This is a genomic window from Bradyrhizobium sp. AZCC 1678 (genome assembly GCF_036924765.1).
Classification (GTDB): Bacteria; Pseudomonadota; Alphaproteobacteria; order Rhizobiales; family Xanthobacteraceae; genus Bradyrhizobium; species Bradyrhizobium algeriense.
In genome coordinates, this window is the sequence record NZ_JAZHSE010000001.1 from 4,231,530 (window position 1) to 4,244,311 (window position 12,782).

Here is a 12,782-nt window from a genome sequence, read left to right on the forward strand (position 1 = left end):
GGCACGGGGGGGCAGAGGGATGAGTTCACAGCAGCGACCATTGGCTGATCCCCGGCCCGACGAATACCGAATTCTTCATGAAGCCGATCTGCGGGATTACCTTGCAGGGCTCCCGGCGATCGCAGCCCGTCTTGGCGGCGAACCGGCTTCCTGGTCGATCATCGAGGTCGGCGACGGCAACCTCAACCTCGTGTTCATCGTCAGGGGGACCGCGGGCGGCATCGCCGTCAAGCAGGCGCTGCCTTACGTGCGGCTCGTCGGCGAAAGTTGGCCGCTGCCGCTGTCGCGCTCGCATTACGAATATCTGGCGCTGACGCATCAGGCGCGGCTGGCGCCCGGGCTGGTGCCGGCCGTGCTGCATCACAACGAGGGGCTCGCGCTCGTCGTGATGGAATTGATCGAGCCGCATGTCATCATGCGCAGGGGGCTGATTGCCGGCGCGCTCTATCCGAATTTTGTCGGCGACATCGCCACCTTCATGGCGCGCACGCTGTTTTTCTCGTCCGACCTCGCGCTGCCTGCTGCCCAGAAGAAGGAGGGGATTGCGGCGTTCGCAGGTAACCATGCGCTCTGCAAGATCACCGAGGATCTGATCTTCACCGATCCCTACCGCGTGGCCGAGCAGAACCGCTGGACGCAGCCGTGGCTCGATGCGACGGCGGCCGCTTTTCGGGAAGACCTCGACCTGCACGCCGCGATTTCGCGTCTCAAGCTGAAGTTTCTGAACGCGCCGGAAGCCCTGATCCATGGCGACCTCCACACCGGCTCGATCATGGTGACGGAAGACTCGACGGTCGTGATCGATCCCGAATTCGCGTTCTATGGACCGATGGGTTTCGATATCGGAGCCATCATCGCCAACCTCCTGATGGCCTATCTGGCCTCCGCCGGCCACGAAAGGTCGCCGGGCGAACGGCGGCTGTTCGAGGTCTGGCTGCTGGAAACGATCGAGAACGTCTGGACGGAGTTTTCCCACGAATTCCTCGAATTGTGGCGCACGGAAAGTCATGGCGACGCCTATCCCCCTGACGCTGTTTCCGGGTACTGCCGGCGCGGCCCGCCTGGAGGCCGAACGGCAGGCCTATATGGCGCGGCTGTTCGGCGACACCGTGGGATTTTCGGCTGCAAAAATCATCCGCCGCATTCTCGGGCTGGCGCACAATGCCGATTTCGAATTGATCGAGGACCCGAAGCGGCGGGCCATTTGCGAGGCGCGAAGCCTGCGGCTGGCGCGCGCGATGATGGTGGAGACGGCGTCGTTCCCCACGATCAGCGCTGTGACGAAGGCGGCAAGGGAGGTCCGCGACTGGCAGCCGGATTTCGCCAAATGAGAGCCGCCAGTGATGAAGAGCTTAACTCGCAGGTTCGGTCTGCTAGATTCTCCAACGCAACATCGGTAACGCCGGATGGCCTTGGGCTATCTGCGGACATGCAAATGACGAAAGTCCGTCTGCTTCACGTCCAAGATCGCCGCTTCCGAGTCTGAACGGGAACGAGAAACCAAGATACGTACGCGACAAGACAAGCAAAGATGACCCATGCAATCATCCCCACGGCTTCCCGCTTGGTATCAATTGAAAACCAGCCGATCACCAGGAGAGGCAGCAAATAAGCGAGAGCAACCGTCCAAAGCGTCCATAGGCCGGCGCGGGTCAACACGAAGTAGATAAGTCCACCATAAAAGAACTGCACGATTAGGGCCGCACTAATTGTCACCCAACCAAGTCGAAAAATGGCACTCCAGGATCGCAAGGTTCCGTCGTCAAGCCACACCCAGAGCAGCATGAAGCCGATGAAGGTGATTGAAAACGCAGCGCTGGATGCAAGCCACGCGATTACTAGGTCTTTCATGGCAGCTCTACGTCTCGCATCCTCGTATCCCCCTTCGCCCCCTCGTGTGTCCTACTCATACAAGCCGCCGTAGCCACCATGACGGCTTCTGTCCTCTGGAATGGCCATTCTGCTTCCCCAAAGACAGACACCTGTATTTATGAGTGTATGCCTTACTCCACCGCCCGTTCCCGCAATCGCTGCGCATAGACGTTGATGATGAGCGCCGCCAGCAGGATCAGGCCGCGGATCAATATCTTCAAAAAACTGTCGATGTTGACGTGGTCGAGCCCGTTGTTGAGGACGCCGAGCACGAACAGGCCGACGATGGTGTTGCCGATGCCGCCGCGGCCGCCGAAGAGGCTGGTGCCGCCGACCACGACGGCGGCGATCGAATCCAGGAGATAAGTGTCGAACTCGTTCTGCTGCGCGCTGCCGAAATGTGCCACCCCGAGCATGCCGCCGATGCCGGCGCATACAGCCGAAATCACCATGACGCTGCCGAGGATGAGCTTGACGTTGAGGCCGGAATATTCCGCTGCCTCGCGGTTGCCGCCGACCATGTAAACGTAGCGGCCGAAGCGGGTGTAGGTCAGCACCAGATGGCCGCCGAGCAGCATCAGGGCGGCCACGATCACGATCCAGGGGATGCCGCCGATCGAGGTCGATCCCAGCGTCGTAACCAGCGGAGGTACCTTGTAGGCGATCTGCCCGCGCACCAGCAGCGCCGAGATGCCGGCTGCGATCTGCATCATCGCCAGCGTCATGATGAAGGAGGGGATGCCGATGACCGTCAGCCCGAACGCGTTGACGAGACCGAGCAGGGCGCAAAGCGCCAGCGCCAGCAGGATCGCGGCCCATCCGGGCATCGGGACGTTGGCGATGTTGACGTAGGATTCCTGCAGCGTGAAATAGGCGACCGCAATGCCGGTGACGTTGGCGATGGCGGCGATCGAAAGATCGATCTCGGCGCACAGGATCACGAAGGTGAGGCCGACGGCGATGATTCCGGTGACCGAAATCTGGGTGAGGATGTTGCCGAAATTGTCGAGCGTCGCAAAGGATGGGCTTGCGACCGCGAAGAAGCTGAACAGGCAGATCAGCGTCAGGAACGGCGCGATGTTGCGCATCTGGGAACGCAACATCACGGCTAGCCCGCGAGGCCGTTTCCGATCCGCGGCGACTGTCACGCTTTCACCTGAAGTCATGTCGGTCTCCTCACGCCGCTTCCAGGAGGCGGTCCTTGCTGATCTGTTCGTTGGCAAACTCCCGCACGACAGCGCCGCGCTTGAGCACGATGACGCGGTCGGCGAGCGACAGCACCGTCTCCGGCTCGGTGGAGAGCACGATGATGGCAAGCCCCTTGGCGCGCAGATCTCTGACGATATGGATGACGTCGTTCTTGGCGCCGACATCCATGCCGCGGGTCGGCTCGCACAGCACCAGGAGCCGCGGCGGGTAGCTCAGCCACTTCGCCAGCGCCACCTTCTGCTGATTGCCGCCCGACAGCATGCCGAGATCGAGATCGACGGCTGTGGGCCTGATCCGCAACTGCTCGACCTGCCGGTTGGCGATCGCGCGCTCGCGCGACGGCTTGAGCAGCAGCGATGAAATGCGATCGAGGATGCTGATCGAGACGTTCTTGTAGACCGGCTCCTGCAGGAACAGCATGTCGCGCCGGCTCTCGGGAACGAAGGCGATCCCGGCGCGGCGGGCGCCGGCCGTGCTGCGGAAGGCTTTTTGTTCTCCGGCCACCGCCAGCGAGCCCTGGTCAGGCTTTATCTTGCCGAACAGGATCCGCGCCAGCTCGAGCTGGCCGCATCCCATAAAACCATAGATGCCGAGCACCTCGCCGGCGCGGGCCTCGAACGAAACCTCGCGCAGGCGGCCGGCCAGCGTCAGGCCGTCTGCGTTCAGCACCACCGGTTGATCGGTCGGCGGCGGCAGCATGATGTCGTGGATATAGGTCTCTTCCAGCGCCTCGCGGCCCTTGCCGATCATCGCCTCGATCAGCGCCGGCTTGCTCGTCTCGGACGCGGCGGTCTCCGCGACCTTCCTGCCGTTGCGGAACACCGTCACGGTGTCGGAGACGCGCAGGATGTCCTCGATGAAATGCGAGATGAAGACGATACTGGTACCTTCGTCCCGCAGTCGTTTCAGCGTCGCGAACAGGCGCTCCACTTCGGGGGGCGACAGCGCCGAGGTCGGCTCGTCGAGGATGATGATCCGGGCGCCCGAGGACAGCACGCGGGCGATCTCGATCAGTTGCTGCAGGCCGATCGGCAGGTCGCCGAGCCGCGACATCGGGTCGACGTCGATGCCGAACCGCTTCAATTGCTCGCCGGCCTCGCGCGCCATGCGCCGCCATTGCACGAGCCCCAAGCGGTTGGTCGGCTGGTTGCCGAGAAACACGTTCTCGGCCACCGTCAGGTCAGGGGCCACGCTGAGTTCCTGATGCACCATCGCGATTCCCGCCGCATGCGCGTCGCGCACCGACCGAAAGCGGGTCTCCCTTCCGTCCAGCACGAGCCGGCCGGAAAAATCCGCATGCACGCCGGCGATGATCTTCATCAGCGTGCTTTTTCCCGCGCCGTTCTCGCCGACGAGACCGTGGATCTCGCCGGCGGTGAGCGCAAAATCGACACCACGAAGCGCTTCGACACCGCCGAAAGCCTTCGTGATGTCGTGCAGTTCGAGGATGGGCTCAGGTCCCCTGGACATGCTGGCTCAGATCAGGAAGTGGTCCTCCATCCATTGCATGCCGGCTGCGTTGGCTTTCGTCACCACCGGGCCATCTGTGATCACATGCTTCGGGATACCCTGTCCGCTCTTCTCGCCCGCCGTCACTGCCGCGACGCCGGCGATGATGGCGCCGCCATGGATGCGGCAGGAGGGGTTGCGGACGGTCGCGAACATGCGGCCTTCGCTCACCGCCTGGATCGCCGGCGGCATGGCGTCGACACCGCCGATCAGGATGTTGGTGCGGTTGCGCGCCTTCATGATGTTGTAGGCGGCCAGCGCCATGTCATCATTGTGGAAGAAGGCCGCATCGATTTGCGGGTGCTTCGTCAGATAGGTCTCCCATAGCCGAGCTGTCTTCGAGACGTCCCAATCGGCGGGCTGGGTGTCGAGCACCTCGATATTGGGGAATTGCTTCACCACCGACTCGAAGCCTTTGGCGCGGCCTTGCGCGCCGGTATGGCCGAGCGCGCCCTGCGTCATGATGATCTTGCCCTTGCCGCCCATGGCATTGCAGAGCGCCTGCGTCACCGAAGCGCCCATGAATTCATTGTCGGGCGCCAGGAACGAATGAACCTTGATCTGGTCGAGCGGGGCGATCAGCGTGTCCATGTCGATCACGGGCGTGCCGGCGTCGATCATTTTCTGCACGGGCTGGGTCAGCGTGCCGATGCCGAACGCCTGGATGGCGACGAAGTCCCACTTCTGCGACGCCATATTGTCGATCGCGGCGCGCTGCTTGACCGCGTCGAGCTGGCCGTCGAACCAGGTGACTTCGACGTTGAACAGCTTGCCCCACCATTCCGCCGCCTGCTTGCCCTGGGCGCACCAGGTGGCCTGCAGGCCTGCATTGGAGAACGCCGCCTTCAGCGGTTTCTCCGAACGTGCCGCTGCCGCCAGCGCCGGGCTGACGCCCAACCCGCCGAGCAGGGCGGTTGCCGCGCCGCCAGTCGCCGCCGCTTGAAGAAGATTACGCCTTGTCGTTGAGGATTTCTCAGTCCCTGACATCGCTCGCTCCCTCGTTGTCGTTGTTTTTTTACCGACGGCGTCGATTGCACGCACCGCGGATCGAGGCAGTCTTTCACACTCGGCGCCTTTGCGCCACCGGCTGACTTGACCGTCCGTATCAATGAGCTCCAGGAAACTCTAGTGCTCGTCGCTTCACTGCGCTGCAACGAGACTGTCGATGTCACCGAGCAATGTTCGCCACGCCGCATCGATTTCGTCCGACCAGTCCGCCCCGACGATTTCGCGCAGCGTCTGCGCGATGATGCCGAAGAACGCGACGAACAATTCGCGCGGCGTGCCAGCGCATGATCCGCCAAAGTGTGCGCGGTTTGGCGACAAGATCATGCGCCGATTCAAAAGATTAGCGCGCGATCGGACGCAAAACCGGCTTCCACTTTTGCTGATCGCGCGCGGGCGTCGTGCGAGGAAACCTCCGAGACGATGAGGCGAAAGTGGCCGGTGCGTTCTCCGGCAAAGTCCAGGATGGCGTCGATCGTCAAAGCCAGCATCGAGCCCTTGACGAGTTCGCTGCCCTCGGTGCGAACATCGTCCGCGCTTCGGGATGCGCGTCGAACAGGCGGCGATAGACCAGCGGCGTCAGATCCTCGCAGCGCCCGGCGGCCAGCTCGAAACTTCGCTCGATCGGATTTGACGATGCCATCATTGTCGCTTGCGATCGCCGCGAAAAAAACGCCTCGAAAAAAAAGAGCAGGGCGCCAAGCCCTGCTCAAAAATTGTGTCGACCCTTAATTTCCCCGAAAATTTAGATTTGCTCTTGATTGTCGAGGCGACGCTGCTTGTGCGCGTCAGGGCTCCTCCCGAGACTTGGACCACCAAGCTTTGCCTCTCGGCCAGCCTGAGCTTGAATTGGTAGACCATCTTCTTCGCCTTGTCACCATTTTCGGCAACCTTTGTTCAAAATTCCAGCACTCTGCGAAATGATTGGGAATTTACTACTGATGGTTGTGGATTTAGCTGCAATACCCCCGAGGCTTGGTATTGGGGTAGGGCGCCTTGCCTGCGGCGCAAAATGCATCGCTTTTCGACAAGTTTACTCCTTGAAGCCGCAACATAGTTCCGGGAACCTGATCTCGACTTCGGACTCTCTTGGTGGTTAAGGTCTGAAGCGGATGGGATTGCGATGCGCCGGCGGCTGAAGAATTTTCTGCCAATCGTCCTTATTGCCCTGGCGGTGCAGATTTTCGCACCCATCGGCGCATGCTGGGCGGCGAGCATCGCGGCCTCCGATCCGCTCGCCGGCGCCGTCATCTGCCACGGCAATGGTGCGCCCGGTGCAGGGCAGACCGATCAGACCGGCCACCGCGCCCATGACGGATGCTGTTCGGTTTGCAGCGTGCTGCAGACCGGCGCGCCGGTCGACGTGCCGCAGACTGCGGCGATCGATGTCGATCGGGTTGCCGAGCGGGTGGCCTGGTTCGATTTTGCTTTCCGGCTGACGAACGCTCGCGCCGGCAGCCACGCGCAGGCGCGCGCGCCTCCCTCCATTTCCTGACGACCTGGAACACCCAATGATCGGTGCGGCGACTGCCGTGCCGGTTGGTGCAGTCATTCAAGCCGGCCAAAGAGCTGGCGTCAGGAATATCTTATGCATCGTTATCATGCCTTGGGTGGCGCGAGCCTGCTTGTCCTCGGCAGCGCGCTCTCCCTCGCGCCGTCGACCGCCGAGGCCCAGACGGCGCTGCCGGCAGTGACCGTCGACGCGCCGCGCGCAACGACCGCCAGACCTGCGGCCCGCAAGCCGGCCGTTCGCGCGTCTGCCCGGACGCAGGCGAGGCCGCCTTCGGCCAATCCCGCGCCATCAGCGTCGCTGACCGCGGGCATTACCCCGAGCGTGGCGCGCGCGCTGCTCTATCAGGCGCCCACCGGCCAGACCGAGACCACCATCGATCGCAGCCAGTGGGACAACCGGCCGGCGGTTACCGTGGCCGACGTGCTACGCGAAAGCCCCGGCATATCAGTGAAGCAGGGCAACGGGCCGCGCGATATCGGCATCTCGATTCGCGGTTCTAATGCCCGGAATGGTTTCGGTATCCGCAACCTCGTGATCTTCGACGATGGTTTTCCGGTCACGCAGCCCGACGGGCTTTCCCGCAGCGACCTGATCGATCCGCGCGCCTATGGCGCGATCGATGTCATCCGCGGGCCGTCGTCGGCGCTCTATGGCAATTATGCCACCGGCGGCGCGCTGAATTTCCGCACCCGCCCGGGCGGCTCGATCGACGGCGCCGAATATGGCGTCGATAGCGGGAGTTTTGGCTACCTCAACAATTATTTTACCTACGGCAAGAAAGTCGGCAATTTCGAGGGCTCGCTGTTTGCGAGCGACGCGCGGGGTGACGGGTTCATCGGCAATAGCTGGTACAACACCCAGACGGTGAATTTTCTAGGCACGCTGCAGGCGACGCCTGACGACCGGTTTACGGTCAAGTTCATCAACAACAATCTCGATACAAGGCTGCCGCTCCGGTACACGCTCGACCAGTTCTACCTAAATCCGTTCCAGCGAGGCTGCACGACGGGCGGAAACGCCGCGCCGGGATGTGCAACGGTTACTCTGAACAAGAACGTGTTCAACACAGCGGCGGGAACCGACGTGGAAACCGCCGTTCAGGCCGGCCTCGGCCGCACCGACCGCCGGACCATCGTGGGTGGGCGATGGGAGCACGATTTCGACAACACCACGACGTGGCGAAACCAATTCGTGTTCGACGATCGGAACATCAGTCAGCCGACCGGAGGCACCAGCGCGATCGGCGATTTTCCGTCATACAACTACATGAGCGACGTCACCAAGCGCGGTGAAATTTTCGGTTTGGAGTCCACCGCCTATTTCGGCGCCTTCTACAACACACTCACCGCGTCGAGCGACTCGAGATTCGTCATGCCGGGCGGCAACGCCACGCTTGGCAGGCTGCAGAGCAATACCTGGAGCGACACCACCAATTACGGTGTCCGCGCGCGCGAGGAATTGAAGCTGACGCCGCAACTGACCGCCATTGCCGGGATCGGATGGGAAACCACGCATCTGAAGGGCATCAATTCCGCCTACAATTACGGGACGTCGCCGGTCCCGAACCCGATAATCACCCCGACGACAGCCGACCGGCAATTCCAGAACACCGCACCCGAGCTGGCGCTGCTCTACAAGCTGAGTCCCGAATGGCTGTTCCGGGCGCGTGTCGCCACCGGATACGGCACCCCGCAGATCGGAAACCTCTTCGTCCTTTCGGACGGTACGCCCGGCAATAACACGCAACTCCAGACGCAAAAGAACCTCGGTTACGATCTCGGCTTCGACTGGACGCCAAACAGCGCGCTCAAGTTCAGTGCGACCGGCTTCTACGAGTTCTTCCGCAACGAACTGGTGAGCCAGGCTACACCTGTCGCCGGCGTCAGCTACATGTTCAACGCGCCAAGATCCGAGCATCGCGGGGTGGAATTGGCCGCTGACTGGAAGTTCTATCCCGGTTGGCGCTTCACCGCGGCCTATACCTATCTCGATCAGTTCTACACCGAATATACGGAAGACATCAGAAGCCAGGGCGCAGGCGGTACCGTCTTCAGCTTCAACCGTGCGGGCAACAAGATTCCCGGCATCTCGCCGCACGAACTGACGGCGCGGCTTGGCTATGAACAGATGTGGGGGCCGCTTGCCGGACTCGGAGCGTTTGTCGAAGTCCAGTGGAAGGACTCGTTCTACATGGACAACGCCAATTTGCAGAAGGCGCCCGGATACGAATTGGTCAATCTCAACGTCCACTACAACACGGACCTCCAATCCGACTACTTCAAGTCGTTGAGCATGTATGCCGAGGTCAGGAACGTGTTCAACCGGACCTATGTTGCGTCCGCTAACAACATCAGCAATTCGGTCAGCGCGGTCGGCCTTCAAGGTTTGAGTCCCACCGGTTCGATCTACGCCGGCTCGCCGCGCGCGTTCATGGCCGGCATGAGGCTGGCGTTCAAATGACCGGACAACCCTGCAGGAGGAGTAAGGCCATGCTGCGAATGAGTTTGCTCGCGACGCTCGCTTTCTCGCTTTACCAGAGCGCAGCGCAAGCGCAGATGAGCCATCATCAGCATGCCTCGGAAGCGGCGTGCGAGGAGGTCGAGTTGCGCTGCGCCTCGAAGGTGACGCCGGCCTTCGCCTCAGATGGAACGCTCTGGCTCGCCTGGATGGCGGGGGGCCAGATATCAGTGGCGAGTTCGAAGGACAACGGGCGCAGCTTTTCGACGCCGGTTCAGGTGACCAGGGAAAAGCTCAAGCTCGATTGGGGACCGGATGCGCGTCCCCAGATCGTCGTCGAGAAAAACGGCGGTATCGCACTGGCGTTTTCGATCTTCAGGGACAAGGCGTTCAACGGCCAGGTGCTCGCCACAAGGTCGATCGACGGCGGCCAAAGCTTTGCCGAGTTGCAGCCGATCACGGCTGATAACGAGAGCCAGCGTTTCGCGGCGCTCGGCCTCGATGCTGATGGATCGGTGTTCGCGGCCTGGATCGACAAGCGCAACCGGGTGCCCGCGCAGCAGGAGGGCAAGAAATACGAAGGCGCAGGGCTGTTCTTCTCGTCATCGAAAGACGGCGGCGCTGTTTATGCCGAGGCGCGGCTAGCAAGCGACAACACCTGCGAATGCTGCCGGCTCGGCCTGGCGTTCGCAGGCCCCGGCCATCCCGTCGTCGTGTTCAGGAACATCTTCGACGGCGGTGTGCGGGATCACGCGGTCATGACGTTCGCCGATCCGGCGACACCGGGCGAGGTTCGCCGCGTCAGCAACGACGACTGGCAGATTTCCGCATGTCCACATCATGGTCCCAGTCTTTCGATCTCTCCCGCGGGCGCCTACCACGTGGCCTGGTACACCAACGGCAAGGGCCGCAAGGGGCTGTTTTATGCGCGCTCACAGGACGAAGGCCGCACGTTCTCCGATCCGATTCCGCTCGGCCGCGCCGACCGCAATCCGACGCGGCCTTACGTGCTGACCGGCCCGCATGGCGCCGCCATGGTCTGGAAGGAGTTCGACGGCGAGAAGACCTCGGTCAATGCGATGACCTCGCATGACGAGGGCAAGAGCTGGTCGACGCCGGTCACGATCGCCACGACGACTGATACCTCCGACCACCCGCTGCTGGTCAGCGACGGACAGAAGACCTACCTGTCCTGGATGACCAAGGCCGACGGATATCGCCTGCTGCCGATCGGAGATGGATCATGAAACGCTGTCTGCTGGCTGCAATTTTCCTCGTTGCTTCCCTGGCCGCCGCACCGGCAGCCGAGACGCCGTCCGAACTCAAGCCGTTCGTCCGCGGAAGCTGGCAGAACGTCCTGCGTTCGCACGCTGGCCGACCGACGCTGGTGCATTTCTGGGGCGTCACCTGCGGTCCGTGCAAGGTCGAACTGCCGCTGCTCGGACAATTCATGAAGGACCATTCCGAGATCGACGTGGTGATGATCAGCGCCGATCTCGTTCCGAATCTACCGGGTGCCGCGCGCGCGATGCTGGAGAAAGCCGGGTTGGGATCGGCGGAGAACTGGATTTTCAGCGACGGCTTTGTCGAACGCCTTCGGTTCGAGATCGATCCGTCTTGGCAAGGCGAGATCCCGCGTACGCTGCTGATCGCGCGTGACGGAACGGTCACCACGATCGAAGGTTCGGCCGAAATATCGGACCTTGAAAAATGGCTGGTTCAGCAAAACGTCGCAGCGAGATGAGAGACATGCATAGTGGGTCGTCCAGCGACTCGGGCGCTTTGGGGTGAACATGCGACGGCGGCTGGAAGTCTTCATTCCAATCGTACTGCTCTCGATCATGGTGCAGTTGCTGGCGCCGATCGGGGCCTTTCGCGCCGTCGCCCATGCGGTCTCCGATCCGCTTTATATGGCGACGATCGGTTCCGGCATGGCGTCCTCGCAGGACGCCTCAGAGACGAGCACCGCCAAGCCGCAGCACGGCGCCAATTGTTGCGGATTCTGCGGCGTCAGCCACGGCGGCGCTGTTGCGGTCGATCCGCCTATGAGATCGGAACGCGGATGAAGCGGCCCGATTACGCCTGGGAGCTCACGGCCTATCGCGCCAATATCCGCAACGAGCTGCAATGTCTCTTCGGCAACCTCACCGGAACCTGCAACGTTGCCAATGCCGATCGCACCATTCACCAGGGCATCGAAGCGGGGGCGGGTGCCGCGATCTTCCGCGGCATCTTCGACAACGGCCCGGCGCCCGACAAGCTCTGGCTGAATGTCGCCTACACGTTCAACGACTTCCGTTTCGACAACGATCCGAACTTCCGCAATAATCTCCTGCCTGGAGCTCCGCGCCACTATCTCCGCGCCGAGTTGCTATACAAGAATCCGAACGGCTTCTATTTCGGCCCCAATGTCGAATGGGTGCCGCAAGCCTATTTCGTCGACAGTGCGAACACGCTGAATACCGAGGCCTATGGAATGAAGATGGGCTTCGACAATGGCGGGCCGGTGTCGGCCTATATCGAAGGGCGCAATCTCCTGAACAAGGCCTATATCGCAAGCACCAGCATCATCAACCAGGCCACGGCCACCTCGACCTTGTTCGAGCCTGGCAATGGAAGGGCTGTTTTTGCCGGGATGAAGTACAGATGGTAGGTATCCATCCGACGCAGACCAATGCGGAACCCGTTTGAACACGAAAGCCGAACCATGAAGAACATTACGCGCACGTTTGCTTGTGCCGCCGCCCTGTTTGCCCTCATGGGCGCGCCCGCGCACGCCCAGGAGGTCAAGGCCGGCGATCTAGTCATCACACAGGCCTGGAGCCGCGCCACGCCCGGAGGCGCCAAGATTGCCGGCGGCTATCTTACGATCGAGAACAAGGGCTCTGCGCCAGATCGCCTGATCAGCGGCTCCGGCGATTTCGCCGGCAAGGTCGAAATTCACGAGATGGCAATGAACAACGGCGTCATGACGATGCGGGCGCTCGACAAGGGGTTGCCGATCGAGCCGGGCAAGACCGTCAAGCTCGCGCCGGGCGGTTATCACTTAATGCTGATGGATCTGAAGAACCCGCTCAAGCAGGGAGAGAAGGTGCCGCTGACGCTTGAGTTCGAGAAAGCCGGGAAGGTCACATTGTCGCTCGACGTGCAGGGCGTCGGCGCGCAGGCGCCAGCGGGCGGCCAGTCGGGGCACGATCATTCCGGCATGAAGAAGTAA

11 protein-coding genes and 3 pseudogenes are annotated in these 12,782 nt (G+C 62.0%); 8 read left to right on the forward strand and 6 right to left on the reverse strand.

Annotated elements, in window-relative coordinates; translation table 11 throughout:
- Positions 1-19: 19 nt before the first annotated feature.
- A pseudogene (gene mtnK, locus V1294_RS19935) lies at positions 20-1,331 on the forward strand (S-methyl-5-thioribose kinase).
- Positions 1,332-1,455: 124 nt separating this feature from the next.
- Here mtnK and V1294_RS19940 read toward each other — a convergent pair.
- From V1294_RS19940 to V1294_RS19965, 6 genes and pseudogenes are all read right to left on the reverse strand, one after another.
- On the reverse strand, positions 1,456-1,851 hold the full coding sequence (locus V1294_RS19940) for a hypothetical protein (protein ID WP_334499520.1): 396 nt from the start codon (positions 1,849-1,851) through the stop codon (positions 1,456-1,458).
- A 152-nt stretch (positions 1,852-2,003) separates the two neighbouring features.
- Positions 2,004-3,038, reverse strand: coding sequence for an ABC transporter permease (locus V1294_RS19945; protein WP_334499522.1), 1,035 nt, complete (start codon positions 3,036-3,038; stop codon positions 2,004-2,006).
- 10 nt (positions 3,039-3,048) lie between these two features.
- Positions 3,049-4,551, reverse strand: coding sequence for a sugar ABC transporter ATP-binding protein (locus tag V1294_RS19950; protein ID WP_334499525.1), 1,503 nt, complete (start codon positions 4,549-4,551; stop codon positions 3,049-3,051).
- Between the two features lie 6 nt (positions 4,552-4,557).
- Positions 4,558-5,577, reverse strand: a complete 1,020-nt coding sequence (locus V1294_RS19955; RefSeq protein ID WP_334481132.1) for a sugar ABC transporter substrate-binding protein — start codon at positions 5,575-5,577, stop codon at positions 4,558-4,560.
- A gap of 153 nt (positions 5,578-5,730) precedes the next feature.
- On the reverse strand, positions 5,731-5,922 hold the full coding sequence (locus V1294_RS19960) for a hypothetical protein (RefSeq protein ID WP_334481131.1): 192 nt from the start codon (positions 5,920-5,922) through the stop codon (positions 5,731-5,733).
- A gap of 66 nt (positions 5,923-5,988) precedes the next feature.
- Positions 5,989-6,241, reverse strand: a pseudogene (locus V1294_RS19965) (globin); the annotation flags it as partial.
- Between the two features lie 477 nt (positions 6,242-6,718).
- On the opposite strand from V1294_RS19965, the gene V1294_RS19970 reads away from it, so the two are divergent.
- The 7 genes and pseudogenes from V1294_RS19970 to V1294_RS20000 all read left to right on the forward strand — a co-directional run bounded on the left by V1294_RS19970 (position 6,719) and on the right by V1294_RS20000 (position 12,782).
- Positions 6,719-7,090, forward strand: a complete 372-nt coding sequence (locus V1294_RS19970) for a DUF2946 domain-containing protein (RefSeq protein WP_334499527.1) — start codon at positions 6,719-6,721, stop codon at positions 7,088-7,090.
- 93 nt (positions 7,091-7,183) lie between these two features.
- Positions 7,184-9,568, forward strand: a complete 2,385-nt coding sequence (locus V1294_RS19975) for a TonB-dependent receptor family protein (RefSeq protein ID WP_334499531.1) — start codon at positions 7,184-7,186, stop codon at positions 9,566-9,568.
- A gap of 29 nt (positions 9,569-9,597) precedes the next feature.
- Positions 9,598-10,812, forward strand: coding sequence for a sialidase family protein (locus V1294_RS19980; protein WP_334499533.1), 1,215 nt, complete (start codon positions 9,598-9,600; stop codon positions 10,810-10,812).
- The gene (locus V1294_RS19985) at positions 10,809-11,309 is read left to right on the forward strand and encodes a TlpA family protein disulfide reductase (RefSeq protein WP_334499535.1); all 501 of its coding nucleotides are present in this window, start codon (positions 10,809-10,811) and stop codon (positions 11,307-11,309) included. Before V1294_RS19980 ends, V1294_RS19985 begins: the two co-directional genes overlap by 4 nt.
- A gap of 97 nt (positions 11,310-11,406) precedes the next feature.
- Positions 11,407-11,631 carry a hypothetical protein gene (locus V1294_RS19990; protein WP_334504730.1) on the forward strand — a complete coding sequence of 75 codons (225 nt, stop codon included), beginning with the start codon at positions 11,407-11,409 and terminating at the stop codon, positions 11,629-11,631.
- Positions 11,604-12,218: pseudogene (locus V1294_RS19995) on the forward strand (TonB-dependent receptor domain-containing protein); the annotation flags it as partial. The gene V1294_RS19990 and the pseudogene V1294_RS19995, both read left to right, overlap by 28 nt.
- A 54-nt stretch (positions 12,219-12,272) precedes the next feature.
- A complete protein-coding gene (locus V1294_RS20000; protein WP_334481123.1) occupies positions 12,273-12,782 on the forward strand; it encodes a copper chaperone PCu(A)C in 510 nt (169 codons plus the stop codon).